This window comes from Streptomyces sp. NPDC002566 (genome assembly GCF_042889585.1).
Classification (GTDB): Bacteria; Actinomycetota; Actinomycetes; order Streptomycetales; family Streptomycetaceae; genus Streptomyces.
On sequence record NZ_JBIARD010000007.1, the window covers coordinates 181,447 to 201,415 of the forward strand.

The window sequence follows — 19,969 nt, forward strand, 5'->3', positions numbered from 1 at the left end:
GACGCTATCGGCACGCGCCGGCCAGGAAGTCCCGCTCCCGCTGCTGTTCGCGTGCGGTGATGGTCAACGGGAAGAGAGTGAAGCCGTGCATCGCGCCCGCGACGACGCTGAGTTGCACGGGCGCCCCAGCTGTCTGCCACCGCTGGACCAGGAAGAGCGAGTCGTCCAGCAGCGGGTCTTGAGTGCCGACGACGATCCGCGCGGGCGGCAGGCCGGTCAGATCGGCGTACAGCGGCGAGACCTCGGGGTCGCGGCGGTCCTCCGGCCCCATTCCCGGCGTGAAGAGCTCGTAGCTTCCCCGCATCGAGTCGGAGTTGCTCAGCAGTCGCCGGGAGCCGAACATCCGCTGGCTCGGTGTCATCGAAAGGTCGTACGGGCCGAAGGCCAGGTGGGCCGCATGGAACGCACCGGTGATGCCGTGCCGGTCGCGAAGCCGCAGCAGGGTCAGGACGCTCAGGTGGGCACCGGCCGACTCGCCACCGATCAGCAGCCGCCCGGTACCGAACTCGGCCTCGGCGTGGTCCACCAGCCACCGGGCGGCCGCTTCGCAGTCGTCGGGTCCGGCGGGGAACGGATGCTCCGGTGCCAGGCGGTAGTCCACGCTCATCACGGCCAGCCGGGCTTCCACGGCAAGCCGCAACAGCTTCTCGTCCTGCCCGTCCGCAGAGCCGAACGCCCAGCCACCGCCGTGCATGTGCAGGTACACGCCGTCGACGTGATCCGGCAGGAACGCCCGGACCTTCACCCCGCCCGCGACGACGCGGTCCTGGCCCTGCGGCAGTCGCGCGGGGGGCGTGTCGCCACCGAGCCGGTTGCGCCGCAGAAGCGCCAGCACGACTGCATTCGGCGCTTGCCCACGAGGTGGACGGCTTGCGGCAGCAGCCTCGAACTGGGCGTTGAATGTCAGGGTCTCGGCGAGGCAGTCCTCATCTGTGATCATCATGAGTCGACTGTCGCAACTGTCCGCGACAACGGCCTGTCACCCTTTCCCGGTGACCTGCATCACATTGGACCAGTGCACCGATCACACGCTCGCTCATCGCTTTCGACCACCGATCACATCGGAACCACTCGTCAGCGGTCCCGGCTTTCGTCGCGGGCCTGGTGGAAGGCGTCGGAGATGGCCTCCGCGGCGCCGGACAGGACTCCCTTGGTCTTGCCGTGGGCGCCGGACTCGGTGAGCCGGCCCGTGAGGTCCGTGAGCCCGGCGGGCTTGCGCGGTCCTGCCTCCAGGTCGAGGCGGTTGCACGCTTCGGCGAAGCGGAGATAGGTGTCGACGCTGGCGACCACGACCCGTACATCGATCTTGAGTATCTCGATGCCGATGAGGGAGACCCGCACGTACGCGTCGATCACCAGCCCACGGTCGAGTATGAGTTCCAGTACGTCGTAGAGACCACTGGAACCGCCCCCGCCGCCCTGCTGTCTCGCCACGGTCATCGCCCGGCCCCTTGTCATCATCCGTGTCCGCTCGCCTCGGCGGCGCAGTTCCTCGCTGCGACGCGGGCTTGCAGGTGCTAGTTACCCCGGCACCTGCGGCCAAACGGGTGTGCGGGCCCGACGGGGGCGCTATCGGGGGACGCGTACGGAGAACTCGTTGCCGTCCGGGTCGAGGAGCCGCAGGCGGCCGTCGCCGGCCTCCCCGGTGCCGGTGCGCTTCGCTCCGAGCGAGATCAGGCGGTCGATCTCAGCCTCCCGGTCGGCGTCAATGGGAAGCGCCAGCTCGAAGTGCAGTCTGTTCGGGCCCCACTTGGGCGCTACGGGGGGACCACCCCATGTGATCTTCGTGCCGCCGTTCGGCGACTGGATCGCTGTCTCCTGGTCCTGGTCCCACACCAGCGGCCACCGCAGCACCTCGCTCCAGAAGTATCCGACCTCCTGCGTACCGTCGCAGGCCAGCGCCCCGATGGTGCCGGTGTCGGCGAGGAAGTTGTTGCCCGCCTCGATGACGCAGAACTCGTTGCCGTCCGGGTCGGCGAGCACCACATGTCCCTCTTCCGGGAGTTGGCCCACGTCGATGTGCTTCCCACCCAGTTCCAGGGCCCTGGCCACCGTCCGCCGCTGGTCCTCCGCGGAGGTGCTGGTGAGGTCGAAGTGCGCTCGGTTCTGGCCGGTCTTCGGTTCCTGGCTCGGCAGGAAGAGGATGCGGAATCCGGCGGGGTCAGGGGGCAGGATCGCGATGTCGTCGTCCGGTCCGTCGGCCAACTCCCAGTCCAGGACTCCGGACCAGAACCGCGCCAGGTCCGAGGGCCGGGTCGCGTTGAAGCAGATCGCGAACAGCTGACTGGTCATACTCCGCGCCTCTCCGATTCGGTGACGGGTCGTACGGCGTCTCACCCTTGTCGTGGGCGCAGCATAGGGGCGGGTGTGCCGGCGCGGCATCCGAGTTTCGGGCGGGCGTGACCGGGCGGGCCGTGACTTCTTGCTCTTGCACGGCCGCGGGGGCGGAGGTGGCTCGTATCGCGTGGTCCGGCTCGGTCATGTCCGTCGGTGGCTCCGTCCGTGCATTTTGCGGATACGGCGGCGATCACGATGCGGCGTGGTTCGGAGAGTTCGGAAATAAATCGCACTACCTGTCAGCCGGTGAGCGTGAGGCGGAATCCTGATTCGGTTGAGCCTTCCCTTCCGATTCGTCCTTCGGACGGCGATCGGCCATGAGGCTCTCGGGCGGTCTTTTCAGCGCCGCGCCCAGGAAGACAGGAATTCGTTCATGCTGAACCTGTACAGCGCTCGTGTCAGACGAGGGCTGCCGGAGTCTCCGGCACAGTCCCTGTATGCCGCGGGAGGTGTGTGATGGCGGAAGATCAGACGCCCGACGGGCTGCGGGAGAGCCGGCGGGAACCCGCCGTGGCGGCCCCGGGTCCCGGCGGCAGTGATACGACTCCCCCGGTCGAGGCTCCCGGCCGGCCTTCGTCGCCTCCTGTCGTGGGCACTCCGTCGGCAGCTCACCTCGCCGCCGCCGACACCGTGCCGGCACAGGCACGGACCAGCTCTGACGCGTCGGCGGCGCACTCGCCCACCGTTCCGGACGCCCCGCCGGCTCCCACGCCTGCGTCTGCGCCCGCATCCGCCCCGGCGAAGGACGACGGCGGGTGGTGGAAGGCGCGCCGGGGCCGGCCGGCGCGGCATCGGGCCGCCGTCGCGGTCTGCGTGGCTCTCGCGCTGGCCGCGGGCGCCGGCGGGGGCGTCTGGTACTGGCGGGACCAGCGCGGCGTGCCGCACGGGGAAGGGGAGGAGTTCCGTGCGGCGCACTGCGGGACGACGAACCGGGCGCTGGTGACGGGGACCGGCGGGGAGTGCACGGGGGTGACCGACGGCGGCGACGGTCCCCGCGTGTTCGGCTCCGCTCTGCAGCCGGTGCTGACGGCCATCGCAGCGGAGAACGCCGAGGCGACGCGCGGCGGCCGATACGTCACCCTCGCCTTCCTGGCGCCGCTGACCTCCACGGGCAAGGCCAAGGACCTCACGCAGGACCAGTTCGTCGGGGAGGTCGAGGGAGCGTACACGGCCGTCGAACAGGCCAACGCGGGCGACAGCCCGTTGAAGATCCGCCTGGTCCTGGCCAACATGGGCAGTGGCGAACTGCGCTGGAAGAGCACCGTCGACGCGCTGAGCGGGGTGAAGAACCTGGTCGGCGTCGCCGGCATGGGGTTGAGTCAGCAGGAGTCCGTCGACGCCGCCCGCGCGCTGAGCGCGAAGGGCATCCCCATGGTCGCCGACCTGATCACCGCCGACGGGTTCGACACCACCGGCGCCATCGACGCCGGCACGGCCGCACCGAAGCCGATCAACGGGCTGGTCCGCGTCACCCTGACCAACGCGGCTCAGCTCAAGGCGCTCGGCAAGGAACTGGACGGCGACACCCGCACCGCGGCACTGGTGCGCACCGACGTCACCCCGAACGGCACCACCGACTTCTACACCGAATCCCTCTACCAGGACTTCCGGACCGTCAGCGGACTCAAGAAGCACCTGGACCCCACCGCGGACTTCTTCTTCGACCCCCGTGGCGGAGCCGACTCGATCCTGGCCGCCATCGGCCAGAACATCTGCAACACTCAACGTCCCGTCGACACCGTCTACTTCGCGGCCCGCGAGAAGTACCTGCCCGACTTCCTGAAGGCCCTCAGCCGACGCAGCTGCCACCGTCTGCCGATCACCGTCGTCGCGGGGTCCGACACCGCCGCCCTGGACCCCAGGACCCTCACCAGCATGAACCAGCAGGGCGAAGCGCCGATCACCGTCCTGTACGCCTCGCTGCCCTCCACCGCGGCACTGCGCGGCTCCGGCAACAGCGACCACGACCTGTACGACAGGTTCCTCCAGGCTTTCGCCGGCGACCACCACGGGCAGCGGTTCCCCGCCGACCACGCCACCCGCGGCTACTGGCCCGTCCTCGCCCACGACGCCGTCCTCACCGCCGTCACCGCGGTCCGCAACGCCACCGACGCCACCACTCCCCACCCCAACCGCTACGACGTCCGCAACCACCTCTACGCCCTCACCGGCGGCGCCGTCCCCGCGGCCACCGGGCGCTTCGGCATCGACGGCACCGGGAACCGCACCTCGGTCCCCATCACCGTGCACCGCCTCACCTCGTGACCCCGCTCCCCGGGGTCCGTGAGACCTCGCCTCCGGCGGGTGGGCTGGGGTCCGGTGGTTGGAGGCGCAGGTTCCGCTGCTGCACCGGGCCCCAGCTACATGGTCTGGTGCCCGGGAGGGTGGTGGTTACACCGTTTGTCCGGTGGGTTGTCCTGATGCGGAACAGGCCTGTGGGCCCCGGGTGGTCTCCCGGGGCCCACAGGCCTGTTGTCGTTCGGTGGGTCACCAGCGGTACCAGCGGCCCCGGCGGCCACCGGTGTCCGCGCTGCGCATGACGAAGCCGAGCAGCCAGACGGCCAGCACGATGACGGCGACCCACCACAGTGCCTTCAGCGCGAATCCCGCGCCGAAGAGGACCAGGGCCAGCAGAAGAACGAGAAGCAGGGGAACCATAGTTATCAACCTCCGTTGCTCCGGATGCCCGGCGAATGCAGGAACACACAGAGCAATTCGCGGGTTTCTTCACCGCTCTTCCGGGAACCGGTTTCTGCTTCTCCATCGAACGCTCACCTGACGCGATATCAAGAGTGTCGGTGGTACGCCTTGTTGGCGATACGCCAGCCGTCGTCGGCGCGGGCCAGCAGGAACACGTCGGTGAACGTGTCCGGCCCGTGCGTGAGCGTCATGGTGGCGGTCGCGACGGTGCCGTGGACGTCGACGGCGTCGATACGGCGCCGGCGACCAGGTTCGTCCGGGGCGGGCCGCCCCTCGAAGAGGGCGCAGTAGTCGTCCAGACGCCATGAGACGAAGGCGCCGTTCCGGATTCCCTCGATGTGGGCGGTGGGCAGGAAGGCGTCGCGGAAGTGGGCGGGGTCGCCGGTGGCGTGTCCGCGGACGTAGGCGCGCAGGGGTTCGAGCACGGCGTCTTCGACGGCGGGGACCGTGGCGGCGACGGCGATGTCGGCTTCGGGGTCGACATGGGAGTCGGCCAGGCCGGCCGCGCTGCGCAGAGGGGTGTGGGACGCGGCGGCCAGCAGCGCCATGTCCTTGGTCAGCGCTCCGACGGTGAAGTGGGCTGTTCCGGGAGCCACTTGGCCGGTGAGGAAGGGGCGTTTCCGCGCGACGAGTCCGCCGAGTTGACCGAGTTCGAGGACGTCCAGCACCTCGGCGCGGGGCAGGCCGAGGGCGTCGGCCTGCCGTAGTGAGTCCCGCAGTGCGAGGACGGCGCCGGCGAGGCTGTTGTTGGCGATCAGTTTGAGCGCGGCGGCCGTGGAGGCGTCGTCGACCCGCCGCACCGTGCCCAGCGCCTCCAGCACCGGCCGGGCGCGGTCGAACGCCTCTCGGTCTGCGGCGGCGAGTATCCGCAGGGTTCCGGCGGCGACCGCGGGCACCGATCCGAGAACGGGCGCGTGGATGTAGGAGGCGCCCAGTGTTCGGGCGAGCTCCGCTGCCTCGGCGGGGGCGACGGTGCTGGTGTTCAGCACGACGGTGTCGGCACGCAGCGAGGCACGGACGTCGTCCAGGACCTGTCGGCAGGCCGGGCCGTCGAACAGCGCCAGGATGACGAGATCGGCCTTCGCCACGGCCTCGTCGGGAGCGCCGGTCGTCCTGACGTCACCGGGCGTGCGTCCTGAGCGCGTCCAGCCGACTACGTCCTGGTCCTGGGCCATGAGCCGTCCGGCGATCGCGGCGCCCATGCGCCCCAAGCCGAGGACGGCGACGGTGTGCGGTGTGGTCATGCGCCTCACGGTGGTGCACGGCGTCGGTTGCGACAAGCGCAGGCTTCGCAGGGCAGCCCTGCGGTGCTCGCATACCGGCAGGACATAATGAACCGGTGGAACTGACCGTGTGGCGGACGTTCGTGACGGTGTGCCGGCTCGGGTCGTTGTCCGCGGCCGCCGCCGAGCTCCATCACACGCAGTCGGCGGTCTCCCGGCAGATCGCGGGGCTGGAGCGGCAGCTCGGCGTGTCTTTGATGGAGCGTCACGCGCGCGGTGTCCGTCCGACGCCGGCCGGTGAGGTGTTCCGGCGCCACGCCGTGGCCACGCTGAACGAGGCCGATCGCGCCGTTCGCGCCGCGCGGGACGCCCGTGACGGGGCGTTCGACCGGCCGCTGGCGGTCGGGGCGACACCTTCCCTGGCCGCGGGCATCGTCCCCGAAGCAATCCGGGGCCTTCTGGAGGGTGCGGGTTCCCTGCGGTGGAGCCTGCTGCCCGGCCTGAGCGGGCAGCTGCACCATCGCGTGGTCGCCGGCGATCTCGACATCGCCGTCGTCACCGACGCACCGCCGGGCCTGCCCGACGACCCGCGCGTCGACCGACGCCACCTCGGGCTGGACGAGATGGTCGTCGTACTGCCGGTCGGCCATGCGCAGGCCGGGCGAGGCCCGGTGCACATGCGGACGCTGGCCGACGAGACCTGGGCCGAGGACAACGACGGCTCGGCAGCGCTGCTGCGCCAGCACGCGGCCCGCGCCGGGGTCAGCGCCCGCATCGACCTCACCGCGGCCGATCTGCTCGGCAAACTCGCGCTGGTCGCCACGGGGCACGCCATCGCGCTGATCCCCGGGGTGCTGACGCCCGCGCTGCGCCCGGACGTCACCACTGCGGCCCTCGTCGATCCCCCGACCCGGGGCATCTACACGATCACGGCGCGCCGCGATCCGCACCCCTCTGCGGCGACTCTCATCGACCGGCTCGCCGCGGCCTTCGCTCCGGCCCGTATGGTCCCGACTGCTCACCGGCCGGACGAGCAAGGCGTCTGAGCCGTCCTCCGCGCCGGAACCTGGCCGGTCGATATTGCAACAAGCAGGGCACGCCTGTTGCGTTACATCTACATCCATTGCAACGATTTAGTGGTGTCTAGCTGCAGAAACCTTGAACCATCGCAATAATTGCGTTGCCACTTTCATGAACGCAACGTAGCGTTTCCATCGACGGAAAGCGGCACGGGTCGAGGGGGTCGGGGAACATGGGGACAGCGTCAGACCGGCGGCGGGCGGAACCCGCGGCGTCGGGCGCCTTCGTCCGGTTCGTGCTGTGCGGTGGCGGCGTGGGGCTCGCGTCCAGCTTCGCCGTGGCGGCCCTCTCCGCGCGCCTCCCCTGGGTTCTGGCCAATGCCCTGGTGACCGTGGCCTCCACGCTCCTCGCGACCGAGCTGCACGCCCGCTTCACCTTCAGCGGGGGCGGGCGCGCGACCTTGCGACAGCATGCGCAGTCAGCCGGGTCCGCTGCGGCCGCGTACGCGGTGACCTGCCTGGCGATGCTGGTCCTGCGGCAGGTGGTCGAGACGCCCGATGCGGTGCTGGATCAGGTCGTCTACCTCTCCGCCTCCGCGCTCGCCGGCGGTGCTCGCTTCGTCGTTCTGCGCCTCGTCGTCTTCGCGCGCCGTCGGCCGCAGCCGGCAGCGGACTCCCGTGTCCTCCCCGCCGTCCACACGGTGGCGGTCCGGGACGCGGCGCCGACGGGCCCGGCGGTGCTCTGCCGCACCGCCTGACCCAACGGGCCGCGGACTCAGTACCAGTAGAGCGCCCGTCGCACCACGTCGGGCTTGTTGGTGATGATGCCGTTGACCCCGTACGCGCGCATCGTCCGCGCCACGGCCGCGTCGTCGACGGTCCAGACGTAGACCTCCATCGGCTTGCCGTGCGGTCCGGTGACGCTGTGCACCGCCGAGACGTAGCCGTGCGACACCGAGCCGTGCGAGGGGTTGATCAGATCGGTGAACCGCGCGTAGGCCGGCAGTTCCTCGACCGGCGGGGCGCCGAGCAGCCCGGTCCGGATCGCCGGCTTCAGGTCGTGGACGATGCGCAGGCTGTCCGCGCTGAAGTTCTGCACGATCAGCCGGTCGGTCAGATGCTGGGCGTCGAGCCAGCCCGCGGCGCCCAGCACGGAGAGGGTCTGCCGCTCGATCCCCGGGTACTGCTCGGGGTTCTTGATCTCCAGGAGCAGCTTCTGGTGGTTGTGCTCGACGCGGTCGAGGTACTGCTTCAGCGTCGGCACGCGTGCACCCGTGTAGGCGCGGCCGAACCAACTGCCCGCGTCCAGGCGGGCGATCTCCGCGGCGGTGAAGTCCTTCACGTTCCACGGGGCCCGCTTGGGGAAGACCTGCTCGACGTCGGTCGTACGGCTCAGGGTGCCGTCGTGAATGACCACGAGGGCGCCGTCCTTCGTGCGCTGGACGTCGTTCTCCACCCACTTGACGCCCAGTGAGGCCGCCTTGTCGATGGCGGCGAGGGTGTTCTCCGGGGCCTGGGTGGAGGCGCCTCGGTGGGCGATGATCGCGGGCAGGGTACGTGCGGGCGTGGGCACGCCCCGGGTGGCCGCCTGGGCGTCGAGGGCGGGAAGGGACAGCGTGAGGGCGGTCCCCAAGAGCGCGGTGGCGGCGACTGCGCGGGCGTGCATGCGTACTCCTGGCATCGGGTGACGAGGTGCGGGGCGACTGTGAGTGTGGAGGTCATGATGACCTACGTGTCAGTCGCGTGCGTCCGCCGCGAGAAATACCGGTGATTGCGGCGCAACCATCCGAAGGCCCCGTCTGTCACACAAGGACAGGAGCAACCAACTCCTAAGCACACAAGGGGGAAATATGCGCTTCACTCACTCCATGCTGGGCGCAGCGGCACTTGCCGCTCTGTCGCTCGGGGCGACCACCGCCCTGGCGGCGCCCGCCTCGGCCGCGCCCAACACCACCCCGCAGAAGGTCTGCGGCAGCGGCTACAAGACCGTCAACTCCGCTCCCGTCGGCTCGCTGGGCACCGTCTACCTCACCTACAACGCGGCCAACGGCAACAACTGCGTCGTCACCATCCGCAACAACCCCGGTGCCGCCGTGAACATGTCCGCGTGGATCTACGTCGTCGCGACCAACGAGGGCGACGACGACTACGGTCAGTACACCTCGTACGCGGGGCCCTCCTACGTCATCGGCAAGGGCCACTGCGTCGACTGGGGCGGCGCCATCGCCAACACCCATGTGACGGTGACCCAGTCCAACTGCGGTTCGCTGAAGGAGCACCGGACCACCTCCGTCCGCTGACCCGCCCCGCCGCCCTTCCACCGCGCGAGAGCCGGTGGGAGGGCGGCGTCGCGTCGAGCGCGCGCCGCCGCGGTGCGTGGAACCCGCATCGCGTGCCGGGTGATCCAGATCACCAAGGCGAGGTGCATCGCGGCGAGGGGGCCATCGTCTTCTTTCAAGTGTGAAGAGCTCGTTGGAACGGGGACGGTGCGAATGGGGCAGAGCCGGGCGGAGGCGTTCGACGGGTTCGTGGCTGCCCGCTGGTCGGCGCTGTTCCACCTCGCCCTGCTCTTCGTGGGAGGCGACCGGCACCGCGCCGAGGACCTCCTCCAAGAGGCCTTGGTCAAGCTCTGGTTCGTGTGGCCCCGGGTCGCCGAGGAGGCGCCGGAGGCGTACGTGCGCAAGATTCTGGCGCGAGCGGCGGCCCGTTCGGCGCGCCGGCGGTGGTGGGGTGAGCAACCGGTCGAGCATCTGCCCGACCGGGCCGAGGCGGGCGACGCGTCCGCCGCCGTCGCGGAGCGCTCGCGACTGGAGGACGCCCTGGCCCAACTGCCGCCCAGACAGCGGGCCGTGGTGGTCCTGCGCTACTACCAGGACCTGTCCGAGAAACAGGTCGCACAGGTGCTGGGGTGCCCCGTCGGCACGGCTCGGTCCCATGCGTCACGCGGCGTGGCGCGACTGCGTCGGATCCTGGCCGAGGCCGTCGAGTCGGTGGAGTGAGAGGGAGGTCATGGATCACTTCGAACGGGAGTTGGCGCAACTGATGCGCGATTCCCAGGAGTACGTCCCGTTCGAGCCCCGGCACCGTGATCGCCTCCGGTCCGGTGTCCGGGCCCGGCACCGGACCCGCGTGGCGCGGCGGACCGTCGGCTGCGCGCTCGTCGTCGCCGGACTCGGTCTCGGCTTCCTGCTGCTGCCCCACGACGACCCGGCCGAGAACCGGCCGCAGGCTCCACGGCCACGGCCCGTGTCGAGCCCGGCCTCACCGAGCGCGACTCCGACACGGACACCGGACGCGTCCCCGAGCGCGCCCGCGTCCTCCCTTCCCGACGGGCTCGCCACCGCCACCGCCGGGGAATCCGCTGACGCGTCCCTCACGTCCCCGCCGGGCGGCGGCCCGGTCACGCACCTCCCGGACACGACGTCGCTCGCGACCACGCTGCCGTCGCACACGGGCGCCTCGACGAGCCCCCCGCCCACGTCGGCGCTCGCCTCTCCGGGTTCCGGCGACCGCTGACCGGCACCTCCTGACTCCTGCCCGCCGACTACTCCCGGGCCTCTGCCCGGCCCGGTACCGCCGCGGGCGCCCCTGGCATGCCCTGAGACAGATCACTGAAACGGATGTTCCATGACAACCCTCGTGAATCAGCTCCCGCTCCGCACACCTGTGGCGGCACACCACGGGCAGCCCGTCCTCGATGTGGTCGTCCCGGTGTACAACGAGCAGGCGTGCCTGGAGCGGAGCGTGCGGCGGCTGCACGGCCACCTGCGTGAGACGTTCCCGTACCCGTTCCGCATCACCATCGCGGACAACGCCAGCACCGACGACACTCCCCGCATCGCGGCCCGGCTGACCGCCGAGCTGCCCGAGGCGCAGTGGCTGCGGCTGGCGGAGAAAGGGCGGGGCGGGGCGCTGCACGCGGCATGGTCGGGCTCGCGGGCGCCGGTGCTCGCCTACGTCGACGTGGATCTGTCGACCGAGCTGACGGCGCTGCTCCCGCTGGTCGCCCCGCTGATCTCCGGCCACTCCGACATCGCGGTCGGCACCCGCCTGGTCCCTGGCTCACGGGTGGTCCGAGGCGCCAAGAGGGAGGTCATCTCCCGTTGCTACAACGTCCTGTTGCGGTCGACGCTGGGCGTGGGTTTCTCGGACGCGCAGTGCGGTTTCAAAGCCGTCCGGCGTGACGTCGCCGAGCGGCTGCTGCCCCTGGTGAAGGACTCGCAGTGGTTCTTCGACACCGAACTGCTGGTGATAGCGGAGCGGGCGGGGCTGCGTATCCACGAGGTGCCGGTGGACTGGGTGGACGACCCCGACAGCAGGGTCGACGTCCTCGCCACGGCCCTGGCCGATCTGCGCGGCATCGCCCGGATCGGCCGGGAGCTGGCCCGTGGCTCGCTCCCCACGGCCGGGCTGCGCCGGGACGACCCCGACGGGGCGCACGGCGGTCTGAGCGGACAGCTGCTGCGTTTCGGCGTGGTCGGCGCGGTGAGCACCGTCGGCTACGTGTCGCTGTACGCGGCGTTGTGCGCGACGACGACGCCTCAGGCCGCCAACGCGCTGGCGCTGCTGGCGTGCGCGGTCGCCAACACGGCCGCGAACCGGCGGTTCACGTTCGCTCTGCGCGGCCGCGGGGGTGCGGTCGGCCACCAGGCCAAGGGGTTGCTGATCTTCGTCGTGGGCCTGGCCCTGACCAGCGGATGCCTCGCCGTACTGCACCGTGTGGCGCCGAGTCCCGGGCGGGCCACGGAGATCGGGGTGCTCCTCGCCGCCGGCCTGGCCGCGACGCTGCTGCGTTTCCTGCTCTTCCGGGCCTGGGTGTTCCCGGTCCGCCGTCGTGGGCGGGGGGCCGCTGCCGCATGAGCGACACCTTGACGCAAGGGGTCGGCGCCGGTGTCCCCGGCGACTCGCCGGCGCCCCGCGATGCTCCGGATGACGGCCGGCTTCCGGGACTGCGCCGTGCGGTCGTGCGCTACGGTCCCGTGCTCGCCGTGTACGGCGTGCTCAAACTCATCGGCTTCTCGGTGTTCATGTACCTGCTGGACTCGGCCGGGGACTTCCGGGCGAAGCACCCGCGCTTCGGCGGCGGGGCCCACGCCTGGGACGTGCTGGCGAGCTGGGACGGCTGGTGGTACCAGCAGATCGCCGCTCACGGGTACGACCCCGCCCTCGTGCCGGTGCCCGACGCCGAGGGACTGATCACCCTCGAAGGCAACTCGGCGGCGTTCTTCCCGCTGTACCCGGCGGTGATGCGGGTGGTCTCCGAGTGCACGGGCCTCGGCCTGTACGGGTCCGGCATGCTGGTCTCGGTCGTCGCCTCCTTCGCCGCCGCCGCCGGGATCCACACGGTCACCGCGCGGTTCGGCGGCGAGCGGGCCGGGCTGGCCGCCGCCGGGCTGTGGGCGGTGTGGCCCGGCTCGGGCACGGAGTGGTCGGCGTACTCGGAGTCCCTCTACGTCGCCCTCGCCGTGTGGACCTGCCACGCCGTGATGAGTGACCGATGGCTGACGGCGGGCGTCCTCGCCTTCAGCGCCGGCCTCAACCGCCCCACCGCCGTCGCGATCGTCGCCGCCCTCACGGTGGCCGGGCTGATGGCGTTGCACCGCCGCCGCGAGGACTTCGCCCGCCTGTGGACCGCGATACTGACCGCACCGCTCGGCCTCGTCGGCTACCTGCTGTGGGTCGGCAACCGCATGGGCGACCTCCGCGGCTACTTCGTCCTCCAGACCGGGGCGTGGGGGCACACCTTCGACTACGGGGCGCACACCCTCGACGTGGTGACCTCCGTCGCGGTGGGCCGCCACGACTATGTCTTCGCGGCCCCCTTCGAGGACGTCATCGGGGTGCTGGTCGTCCTGCTGGCCGTGCTTCTCCTCCCGCTCCTGATCCGTCTGCGGCCTCCGGCCGTCCTGGTCGTCTACACGCTCCTCACCATCGTCCTCGCTCTCGGCAGCCGGCAGATCTTCGGCAACGTCTCGCGCTACCTGCTCCCCGCCTTCCCCCTCTTCATCCCGCCGGCGCTCACGTTGCGCCGCCTCGGGCTGCCCACCCTGATGACACTGCTCGGCATCACGGCGGTGGCGTCCGGCTCGTATGCGGGATACGCGCTCTTCGAGCTGGGCGTCCCGTAAGCCCGGAACCGACGCGGCAGGGGTGGCTTCCGCCGGCGGAAGCCACCCCTGCGTCAGGATTCAGTGGTCAGACACTGGCGCAGATCGCGTACACGCTGATGCCGACGGTGGAGTAGCCGTCCTGCCGGCCCAGCCCGATCCAGCCGCGTCCGTCATCGGTGGGGAAGCTGCCGACCAGGATCGCGCCGTTGCCCTGGGCTTCGGCGCCGCCGCCGACGACCACCTTGCCCGCCGGGCAGTAGACGGTCCGACGCTGGAAGTTGGGGACGTTGGCGTTGGGGAGCTTGACGATCTGGTAGCCGGCCACGGAGGCGGCCCGCGCCGGCGCTTCGGCCGCCGCCGCCCGGCTGGTGCCGCCGCTCTGGCCGGCGGTGGCCTGAGCGGCGAAGCCCGCTCCCGACACCAGAGCCAGGGCCAGAACGCCCGCGCCGATCGCCTGCTTGCCTCGCATAGGAATGTCCTCTCCTGCCGTGGGCTCCGGGGAAGCGGAGCTCTCGACGACCATCGTGGTGACGCCGATCGGACACCGGGCGATAAATCGGGCCAAACGCCACGATGGGGCGAACACGGGGCACAGAGGGCGCTCACGCCCGGGTTCGGGGACGCCACGCGCGCTCGGCGTGCTCCCCCGGGCGGCCGGGACAGGCTCGTCAGCTCGAAAGACCCAACCCCCTGCCGGCGGACGGTCATTGATACCGTCCCGCCATGGTTGCAGCACAGGAATCACCGAGCGGTCCCGTCACCGCGGACGATGTCGAGCACGCCGTACGCCTGGCGATCGCCGCTCTGCGCGGGGCTGACGCTCTGGACTGGAGCGCCAAGGCGGGTTCCCTGGAGTGGGACTGCTGGGAGACGGTCGAGCACCTCGCCGACGATCTGTTCTCCTACGCCGTGCAACTGGGCCCGGCCAGGCCGCCGTCGGACACCGATGTCCCCTTCGCGTGGAGCCGGAAGAGGCCCGGCGGGCCGGCGAACGCGGTCTTCGCCGACCGGGATGCGGGGCCGGCCGGTCTGCTCCAAGTCCTGGACGCCAGCGGTGCGTTGCTGACCGCGATCGTCCGGACCACCGCGCCCACGGTCCGGGCACACCATGTCTTCGGTACGGCCGACCCCGAGGGTTTCGCCGCGATGGGCGTCGTCGAGACGCTGGTGCACGTCCACGACGTGGCCGAGGGCCTGAACCTGCGGTGGACGCCGCCCGCCGACCTGTGCGACCGCGTGCTGGCGAGGCTCTTCCCCGACGCCCCGGCCGACACCGACCGGTGGACCACCCTCCTGTGGGCCACCGGTCGCGCCGAGCTGCCCGGCCGGCCGCGTCCGAGCAAGTGGCGCTGGTACGGCGCACCCCGCGGCGAGCGGAGGACGTAGGTCGCCGTCGCCCCTGGCGTACTGCGGTACTACTGGTTCAGGGACCGCATCCCGGCCTCGTCGTACCGGTCCCCCGCGGCCTCGGGCAGTTCCGCGTCGATGCGGGCCAGGTCGTCCTTGGTGAGTGTGATGTCGACGGCGGCGGCGTTCTGCTCCAGGTAGGTGCGGCGCTTGGTGCCCGGGATGGGCACCAGGTTCTCGCCCTGGGCGAGCACCCAGGCGATGGCCAACTGGGCCGGCGTCACGTCCTTCTCGGCGGCGATCTCCTTCACCTTGGCCGCCAGCCGCTGGTTCGCCTCAAGGTTGGCTTCCTTGAAGCGCGGGTTCTCGCGGCGCCAGTCGTTCGCGTCCAGCTCGTCCGGAGAGGTGAAGCGACCCGCGAGGAAGCCGCGGCCGAGCGGCGAGTACGGCACGAAGCCGATGCCCAACTCACGGCAGGCCGGGAGCACTTCGGCCTCCACGTCCCGCGACCAGAGCGAGTACTCGCTCTGCACCGCGGTGATCGGGTGCACGGCGTGGGCGCGCCGGATGGTCTGCGCGCTCGCCTCGCTGAGGCCGATGTGGCCCACCTTGCCCTCGGCGACCAGCTCGGCCAGCGCGCCGACGGTCTCCTCGATGGGCACGTTCGGGTCGACCCGGTGCTGGTAGTACAGGTCGATGTGGTCGGTGCCCAGTCGTTCGAGGGAGCCGTGGACCGAGCTGCGGACGTGCTCGGCCGAGCCGTCCTGCGGGCCGACCGTGCTGATGTCGCCGGGGACGGCGTCGTCCATCCGGTAGTTGAACTTCGTCGCGATCACGTACTCGTCGCGGTGCCCCCGGATCGCCTCGCCGACGAGGGACTCGTTGGTGAGCGGCCCGTACATCTGCGCGGTGTCGAGGAAGTTCACCCCCAGGTCGAGGGCATGGCGGATGGTCGCGATCCCCTCCTTCTCGTCGGCGGATCCGTAGAAGGCGGACATGCCCATGCACCCCAGGCCGATGGCCGATACCCGGAGCTCCCGCAGACTGCGCTTCTGCATGTGTCCCAGCCTTTCCCTGCATGTTCGTACTCGTGGCTTCGTGTGGACGCCGCGAAGCCCCTCATCCATTCAGCGACGGATCCCACCGTCCGGCATCCTGTGAGAGGCTGCGCGCCGCGATGTCCGCGACGCTACGTGTTGGAGCGCGCTCCAACGCAAGCCACTGCGGCCGGTGATGCTCCGGGAGAGCCGAGCCGTCCGCCGCCGCGCGGCTCAGCCGGCGGCCGCGGTGTCACCGGGTGTGCCGGGATGCGCGAGGGCCTCGGCGGCCCGGCTCCGGTTCGTACGGAAGCGGCGCAGGTACGCCTGTGCCATGGGGCCCGGCGGGACGCCCCGGGCGAAGGCCCGCATGTTGCGCTCGCCGGCGTTGTAGCCGAGGGCGAGGAGCTCGTCGCGGGTGCAGCGGCGTACGTGCCGCTCCGGGAGGCTCCGGTCGAGGTCCCCCAGGTGCAGGGCCGCCGCGCGGACGGCGAGAGCGGGATCGTCGCGAAGGTCCTGCCACTGCTCCGAAAGGCCGTGGGTCCGCCGGACCTGCTCGAACGTCGCCCGGTGCATGTTCGCCACCCCGAAGGACGCCTCGGGCTTCCACCACTGCCACAGCCGCTCCAGCAGCGGGTGGTGGGGCTTGTAGGCCTCGTTGTGGAGCACGGTCATCACGAGCAGGGGCGTCACTCCGGCTTCCTCGGCGCTGCGCACCACGCAGGCGGCGTAGTCCGCCGGGTCGTAGCCGGCCGGCCGCAACGGCGGTGTGGGGGCACCGCCGTGGTCCTCCGGTCGCGACCGCTGCTTCGACGTCGTCGTGGACGACCACTGCTCCATCCGCACTTCCCTCTCCTCCGCCGCCGCCCGAGACGGCGGGACGCCCGGTGTTCCGAGGTCCGCGTGCCCCTGCGGGCCGGTCCTCATTCCGCCGGCCGCCTGGCTTCTCCCCCGCGCCCCGGCCATCCTGGGCGCGGGCTCCTCCGCCGCGGGTGGAGGAGAATCCGGCCGCCGCCGGCGTCAGGCCCCTGCCGGGGCCCTGGTCGGCCTCGGGTGAACACCCGCTCGCTCCCTGTCTCCCGGACGAAGGACGCATATTCCATGAAGCTCTTGATCCTCGGGGCGACCGGCCCCACCGGCCGCCATGTCGTCGACCTGGCCGTCGCAGGCGGTGACGCGGTCACCGTCCTGGCCCGCCGGCCGCAGGCGCTGGACGACGTCGCGGACCGGGTCCGGGTGGTCGCCGGGGACGCCACCTCGTACGCCGACGTCGTGGCGGCGACGGCCGGGCAGGACGCCGTCGTCTCGGCCCTCGGCAGGGGCACGTCCCTGCGCGCCGACGACCTGTTCACCCGGGCCGCTGCGGCCGTGGTCCGTGCGGCCGAGGCGGAGGGCGTGTCGCGCCTCGTGTGGCTGTCCTCGTTCGGCGTCGGAGACACCTACCGATCGGCCAGTCCCGTGCAGAAGGTCATGTACAGCACGCTCCTGCGCGACATCTACGCGAACAAGGTGCTCGCCGAGGAGACGATCCGCTCCAGCGGCCTGGACTGGACGCTCGTCTACCCGACCATGCTGACCAAGGGGCCGGCCAGGGGCGCGTACCGGGCCGGCGAGCGTCTCGCGATGAAGGGCATGCCGAGGATCAGCCGGGCGGACGTCGCCGACTTCCTGTACAAGGCGGCCCACGGCTCCGAGTGGATCCGCCGGAACGCCGTCCTCACGGACTGAGCCCTCCATGACCATGACGGGCCGCGGCCATCCGCGCGACGCTCGGAGCATGACGCCGGCGTCTGCGGGGCGGCGGCCCGTGCCCGCCGACTGGTCGTCTGCGCATCGGAATTGACGTGCCGTCGCCCCCGGCCGGCGGTTACGGTGTCCACGCTCGGCAGCGGGGTCATGCTTACCGTCACCGGCCCGGCCGGCCTGCATCCATCGCCGCGCCGCGCCGCAACGGAGAGACCATGAAGCTGCAAGTCGTAGTGCACCGGGCCCGCTTGGGCGCCGAGGAGTTCAGAGTCGTCCGGCCTGCACGGCCGTTGACCCGTGCCCTGCTCGTCGACCGCGACCGGTACCTGAACGCCTACCTGGATCAGGACGCCGCCCGGGACATCGCCGGACTGTGGATGCTCGCCGCACGCTCGCCGCGCTCGCTGGTCCACGTGCCCATACGAGCCAACCGTCCGCCGGACGGGGCAGTGCCGGACGGCATGGGCTCGCGGCTCGACCTCGTACTCCTGCACCATTCACTGCAGTTCGCCCCCTCGCGATGGAAGCAGGTGCGAGGCCGTATCGGCCCCGGGCGCCCGCAGACTGCGAGCCTTCCCGTGGCCGAGCCGGACGACCTCACGCGGGTGGACCACGCGGCACGTCACCACCGGGAGAACCGCGACCTGTTCCACCAGCACCTGCACGCCGAGACACTGTTCATGACCGGCAGCGCACAGGTGTTCCGGGCGACCGTCGGGCACTTCCTCGACATCGCCCGCAAGGGGCCGGGGTACATCGAAGCGCACCCGGGCTCCCAGCACTTCTGCACCGAGTTGCACTCGAACGACGGCACCCTCGGCAATGCCCGGGAGGTTCACATCGAGTACTGCGACCAGTGGGCGGCGTGAGCCGGCGCTCCCGACGCTCCGTCGACCCCGGCGTCACTGGCTTTCGGTCGGGACCCAGGCTCGCTCCTCGGCGTTGTTCGTGCCGTACCAGTAGTGCGGCAGTCCCTTGATGCTGGTGGTGTGGAACGGGCGGCCGTGGTCGTCGATGCGGATCGTGCCGGTGCGGCCCTGGGAGGACCAGTCGAGTTCGAGGTACCAGCGGGCGTCGTACGCCTGTGTCGTCCCGTCGACGAGCAGGACCTCCGGGTCCTCGGCGGAGACTCGGTACGGGAAGCGTACGGCCGGGACGGTCACGCCCCTGTCGGCGCCGTCCTCCGGGCGGGCGACGGGGCGGTCGGCGTCGAGGTTCACGGCGAAGCGGCGTGGCGTGATGTCGCTGCCGCAGCCCTGGCTCATGGAGTACGCGTTGCCGGTGACCGGGGCGCCTCGACTCACGACGCGGACGCGGAGCGCGTGCAGGACCACGGCCGCTGACGACCGTCCCTGCACCGAGATCTGCACCTTCGTCTGCCGTCCGTGCACCGCGCTCTGGGTCGCCGCCCACACCCCGGCGTCCTGCTGCACCGGCGGCGGAGGCACCTGCGCGGGCGGCTTGCCGATGACGTAGTCGTGGTCGCAGCCCTTGTCCCAGACCAGCGAGTCGACGCTCCAGGTGAGGGGCAGGGCGGCGGCCGGCTGCCCGGCCGGTTCCCCGGCCGACGAGGGGGCACCGCCCGAGGCCGACGCGGTGGGGGCCTGGTGGCGGGTGCCCCGCGACACGGGGCTGCCGGACGGTGACGGTGAGGGTGAGGCGGCGGACGGGTGCGTCGCGCGGTGGGGTGCGCCGGCGGTGGTCGTCCTCGGGCCCGCCGAGGGGGAGGCGCCCGCCGCGGAGGAGCCGTGGTCCGCCAGTGCGGAGATGCCGCCGGCAGCGGCGAGCAGCGCACAGACGACGGCGGTGGACGCCAGGGCGCGCCGGCTGCGGTACCAGGGACGGAGGGCGGGGGCGCTCCCTGGCTGCCCCTCGGGGCCGGTCTTCTCGGGGCCGGTCTTCTCGGGGCCGGTCTTCCCGTCGGGGGCTCCGTCGGGGGCTCCGTCGGGCGTGTTCACTTCGGGCTTGGGCGCAGGCTCCGGCTCCGGCTCCGGTGCGTCGGCCGTACGGGCTCGCTGGCGGGCCGCCGCCGCGGACAGCCACAGGCGGTGCAGTTCGAGCCGCTCCTGCGGTGTCGCTTCGCAGAAGGCCGCGAGCCGTTCCACGGGCGCGAAGTCCTGCGGCACCGCCTCGCCCGCGCAGTACCGGTGCAGGGTGGAGGTGTTCATGTTGAGGCGGCGGGCCAGGGAGCCGTAGCTCCGGTCCGTGCGGTCCTTCAGCCGGCGCAGCAGCGCCGCGAACTCCTCGACGTCGTGGTGAGTCGGCACCGTTCTCCCTCGTCCGCCCGTGATCCCGTGTCACAGGCCCTCATGTCCCTGCACGTCGGACGGGCGGGGATGGTTCCCACGGCGGGCGGGGAGAGCCGTCGTCGCGCCCGGCCCGGGTGTCCGGCCGACGCCGTGCCCCGGGCTCGGGTGTCCGCCGGCGCCGGACGGACGCAGGCCCTCACC

21 protein-coding genes are annotated in these 19,969 nt (G+C 71.5%); 11 read left to right on the forward strand and 10 right to left on the reverse strand.

What is annotated here, in order from left to right; translation table 11 throughout:
• Nucleotides 1-4: 4 nt before the first annotated feature.
• The 3 genes from ACFYXA_RS27640 to ACFYXA_RS27650 form a co-directional block, all read right to left on the reverse strand.
• Nucleotides 5-835: an alpha/beta hydrolase gene (locus tag ACFYXA_RS27640; RefSeq protein ID WP_389037655.1), complete on the reverse strand. Its 831-nt coding sequence runs from the start codon at nt 833-835 to the stop codon at nt 5-7.
• A 239-nt stretch (nt 836-1,074) separates the two neighbouring features.
• Nucleotides 1,075-1,440 carry a gas vesicle structural protein GvpA gene (locus ACFYXA_RS27645; RefSeq protein ID WP_352245687.1) on the reverse strand — a complete coding sequence of 122 codons (366 nt, stop codon included), beginning with the start codon at nt 1,438-1,440 and terminating at the stop codon, nt 1,075-1,077.
• A gap of 129 nt (nt 1,441-1,569) precedes the next feature.
• Nucleotides 1,570-2,292 (reverse strand): VOC family protein, encoded by a 723-nt coding sequence (locus ACFYXA_RS27650; RefSeq protein ID WP_389037658.1) that lies wholly within the window; start codon nt 2,290-2,292, stop codon nt 1,570-1,572.
• A gap of 633 nt (nt 2,293-2,925) precedes the next feature.
• On the opposite strand from ACFYXA_RS27650, the gene ACFYXA_RS27655 reads away from it, so the two are divergent.
• Nucleotides 2,926-4,602 carry a hypothetical protein gene (locus ACFYXA_RS27655; protein ID WP_389037661.1) on the forward strand — a complete coding sequence of 559 codons (1,677 nt, stop codon included), beginning with the start codon at nt 2,926-2,928 and terminating at the stop codon, nt 4,600-4,602.
• 222 nt (nt 4,603-4,824) lie between these two features.
• On the opposite strand, the gene ACFYXA_RS27660 is transcribed toward ACFYXA_RS27655, so the two are convergent.
• Together ACFYXA_RS27660 and ACFYXA_RS27665 are read right to left on the reverse strand one after the other, a co-directional pair.
• Nucleotides 4,825-4,995, reverse strand: a complete 171-nt coding sequence (locus tag ACFYXA_RS27660) for a hydrophobic protein (RefSeq protein WP_351093860.1) — start codon at nt 4,993-4,995, stop codon at nt 4,825-4,827.
• A 128-nt stretch (nt 4,996-5,123) separates the two neighbouring features.
• Entirely contained in the window at nt 5,124-6,281 is a 1,158-nt protein-coding gene (locus tag ACFYXA_RS27665) for a nuclear transport factor 2 family protein (protein WP_389037665.1), read from the reverse strand.
• Nucleotides 6,282-6,376: 95 nt separating this feature from the next.
• Here ACFYXA_RS27665 and ACFYXA_RS27670 point away from each other — a divergent pair, with 95 nt between their 5' ends.
• Together ACFYXA_RS27670 and ACFYXA_RS27675 are read left to right on the forward strand one after the other, a co-directional pair.
• Nucleotides 6,377-7,306, forward strand: a complete 930-nt coding sequence (locus tag ACFYXA_RS27670; protein WP_352245691.1) for a LysR family transcriptional regulator — start codon at nt 6,377-6,379, stop codon at nt 7,304-7,306.
• Nucleotides 7,307-7,512: 206 nt separating this feature from the next.
• Nucleotides 7,513-8,037 carry a GtrA family protein gene (locus tag ACFYXA_RS27675; RefSeq protein ID WP_389037668.1) on the forward strand — a complete coding sequence of 175 codons (525 nt, stop codon included), beginning with the start codon at nt 7,513-7,515 and terminating at the stop codon, nt 8,035-8,037.
• 17 nt (nt 8,038-8,054) lie between these two features.
• On the opposite strand, the gene ACFYXA_RS27680 is transcribed toward ACFYXA_RS27675, so the two are convergent.
• Nucleotides 8,055-8,945: a glycerophosphodiester phosphodiesterase gene (locus tag ACFYXA_RS27680; protein ID WP_389037671.1), complete on the reverse strand. Its 891-nt coding sequence runs from the start codon at nt 8,943-8,945 to the stop codon at nt 8,055-8,057.
• Nucleotides 8,946-9,129: 184 nt separating this feature from the next.
• On the opposite strand from ACFYXA_RS27680, the gene ACFYXA_RS27685 reads away from it, so the two are divergent.
• The 5 genes from ACFYXA_RS27685 to ACFYXA_RS27705 all read left to right on the forward strand — a co-directional run bounded on the left by ACFYXA_RS27685 (nt 9,130) and on the right by ACFYXA_RS27705 (nt 13,407).
• Entirely contained in the window at nt 9,130-9,579 is a 450-nt protein-coding gene (locus tag ACFYXA_RS27685; protein WP_389037674.1) for a spore-associated protein, read from the forward strand.
• Nucleotides 9,580-9,771: 192 nt separating this feature from the next.
• Nucleotides 9,772-10,278 (forward strand): SigE family RNA polymerase sigma factor, encoded by a 507-nt coding sequence (locus ACFYXA_RS27690; RefSeq protein ID WP_351093870.1) that lies wholly within the window; start codon nt 9,772-9,774, stop codon nt 10,276-10,278.
• 10 nt (nt 10,279-10,288) lie between these two features.
• A complete protein-coding gene (locus ACFYXA_RS27695) occupies nt 10,289-10,795 on the forward strand; it encodes a hypothetical protein (protein ID WP_389037677.1) in 507 nt (168 codons plus the stop codon).
• A 111-nt stretch (nt 10,796-10,906) separates the two neighbouring features.
• Nucleotides 10,907-12,139, forward strand: coding sequence for a glycosyltransferase (locus ACFYXA_RS27700; RefSeq protein ID WP_389037680.1), 1,233 nt, complete (start codon nt 10,907-10,909; stop codon nt 12,137-12,139).
• A complete protein-coding gene (locus tag ACFYXA_RS27705; protein WP_389037683.1) occupies nt 12,136-13,407 on the forward strand; it encodes a hypothetical protein in 1,272 nt (423 codons plus the stop codon). Before ACFYXA_RS27700 ends, ACFYXA_RS27705 begins: the two co-directional genes overlap by 4 nt.
• A 67-nt stretch (nt 13,408-13,474) precedes the next feature.
• Here ACFYXA_RS27705 and ACFYXA_RS27710 read toward each other — a convergent pair whose 3' ends face one another.
• Complete coding sequence (locus tag ACFYXA_RS27710; protein ID WP_351093877.1) at nt 13,475-13,858, reverse strand: hypothetical protein; 384 nt, start codon at nt 13,856-13,858, stop codon at nt 13,475-13,477.
• A gap of 254 nt (nt 13,859-14,112) precedes the next feature.
• Here ACFYXA_RS27710 and ACFYXA_RS27715 point away from each other — a divergent pair, with 254 nt between their 5' ends.
• Nucleotides 14,113-14,775, forward strand: coding sequence for a hypothetical protein (locus tag ACFYXA_RS27715; protein WP_389037687.1), 663 nt, complete (start codon nt 14,113-14,115; stop codon nt 14,773-14,775).
• A gap of 29 nt (nt 14,776-14,804) precedes the next feature.
• Here the strand turns inward: ACFYXA_RS27715 and ACFYXA_RS27720 are convergent, their stop codons facing one another.
• Nucleotides 14,805-15,794: an aldo/keto reductase gene (locus ACFYXA_RS27720; RefSeq protein ID WP_352245699.1), complete on the reverse strand. Its 990-nt coding sequence runs from the start codon at nt 15,792-15,794 to the stop codon at nt 14,805-14,807.
• 213 nt (nt 15,795-16,007) lie between these two features.
• Nucleotides 16,008-16,613 (reverse strand): lytic transglycosylase domain-containing protein, encoded by a 606-nt coding sequence (locus ACFYXA_RS27725; RefSeq protein ID WP_389037692.1) that lies wholly within the window; start codon nt 16,611-16,613, stop codon nt 16,008-16,010.
• Nucleotides 16,614-16,874: 261 nt separating this feature from the next.
• On the opposite strand from ACFYXA_RS27725, the gene ACFYXA_RS27730 reads away from it, so the two are divergent.
• Both ACFYXA_RS27730 and ACFYXA_RS27735 read left to right on the forward strand, forming a co-directional pair.
• Nucleotides 16,875-17,501 (forward strand): NAD(P)H-binding protein, encoded by a 627-nt coding sequence (locus tag ACFYXA_RS27730; RefSeq protein WP_352245701.1) that lies wholly within the window; start codon nt 16,875-16,877, stop codon nt 17,499-17,501.
• Nucleotides 17,502-17,734: 233 nt separating this feature from the next.
• Nucleotides 17,735-18,388, forward strand: a complete 654-nt coding sequence (locus tag ACFYXA_RS27735; RefSeq protein WP_389037697.1) for a hypothetical protein — start codon at nt 17,735-17,737, stop codon at nt 18,386-18,388.
• 33 nt (nt 18,389-18,421) lie between these two features.
• Here ACFYXA_RS27735 and ACFYXA_RS27740 read toward each other — a convergent pair whose 3' ends face one another.
• On the reverse strand, nt 18,422-19,786 hold the full coding sequence (locus tag ACFYXA_RS27740; protein ID WP_389037700.1) for a helix-turn-helix domain-containing protein: 1,365 nt from the start codon (nt 19,784-19,786) through the stop codon (nt 18,422-18,424).
• Nucleotides 19,787-19,969: the final 183 nt, after the last annotated feature.

Coding starts and splice junctions, on each gene's coding strand:
- ACFYXA_RS27690 (WP_351093870.1), top strand. CDS start 9,772: ATGGGGCAGAGCCGGGCGGAGGCGTTCGACGGGTTCGTGGCTGCCCGC.
- ACFYXA_RS27725 (WP_389037692.1), bottom strand. CDS start 16,613: ATGGAGCAGTGGTCGTCCACGACGACGTCGAAGCAGCGGTCGCGACCG.
- ACFYXA_RS27700 (WP_389037680.1), top strand. CDS start 10,907: ATGACAACCCTCGTGAATCAGCTCCCGCTCCGCACACCTGTGGCGGCA.
- ACFYXA_RS27735 (WP_389037697.1), top strand. CDS start 17,735: ATGAAGCTGCAAGTCGTAGTGCACCGGGCCCGCTTGGGCGCCGAGGAG.
- ACFYXA_RS27720 (WP_352245699.1), bottom strand. CDS start 15,794: ATGCAGAAGCGCAGTCTGCGGGAGCTCCGGGTATCGGCCATCGGCCTG.
- ACFYXA_RS27715 (WP_389037687.1), top strand. CDS start 14,113: ATGGTTGCAGCACAGGAATCACCGAGCGGTCCCGTCACCGCGGACGAT.
- ACFYXA_RS27680 (WP_389037671.1), bottom strand. CDS start 8,945: ATGCACGCCCGCGCAGTCGCCGCCACCGCGCTCTTGGGGACCGCCCTC.
- ACFYXA_RS27730 (WP_352245701.1), top strand. CDS start 16,875: ATGAAGCTCTTGATCCTCGGGGCGACCGGCCCCACCGGCCGCCATGTC.
- ACFYXA_RS27665 (WP_389037665.1), bottom strand. CDS start 6,281: ATGACCACACCGCACACCGTCGCCGTCCTCGGCTTGGGGCGCATGGGC.
- ACFYXA_RS27650 (WP_389037658.1), bottom strand. CDS start 2,292: ATGACCAGTCAGCTGTTCGCGATCTGCTTCAACGCGACCCGGCCCTCG.
- ACFYXA_RS27710 (WP_351093877.1), bottom strand. CDS start 13,858: ATGCGAGGCAAGCAGGCGATCGGCGCGGGCGTTCTGGCCCTGGCTCTG.
- ACFYXA_RS27705 (WP_389037683.1), top strand. CDS start 12,136: ATGAGCGACACCTTGACGCAAGGGGTCGGCGCCGGTGTCCCCGGCGAC.
- ACFYXA_RS27660 (WP_351093860.1), bottom strand. CDS start 4,995: ATGGTTCCCCTGCTTCTCGTTCTTCTGCTGGCCCTGGTCCTCTTCGGC.
- ACFYXA_RS27645 (WP_352245687.1), bottom strand. CDS start 1,440: ATGACCGTGGCGAGACAGCAGGGCGGCGGGGGCGGTTCCAGTGGTCTC.
- ACFYXA_RS27695 (WP_389037677.1), top strand. CDS start 10,289: ATGGATCACTTCGAACGGGAGTTGGCGCAACTGATGCGCGATTCCCAG.
- ACFYXA_RS27675 (WP_389037668.1), top strand. CDS start 7,513: ATGGGGACAGCGTCAGACCGGCGGCGGGCGGAACCCGCGGCGTCGGGC.
- ACFYXA_RS27685 (WP_389037674.1), top strand. CDS start 9,130: ATGCGCTTCACTCACTCCATGCTGGGCGCAGCGGCACTTGCCGCTCTG.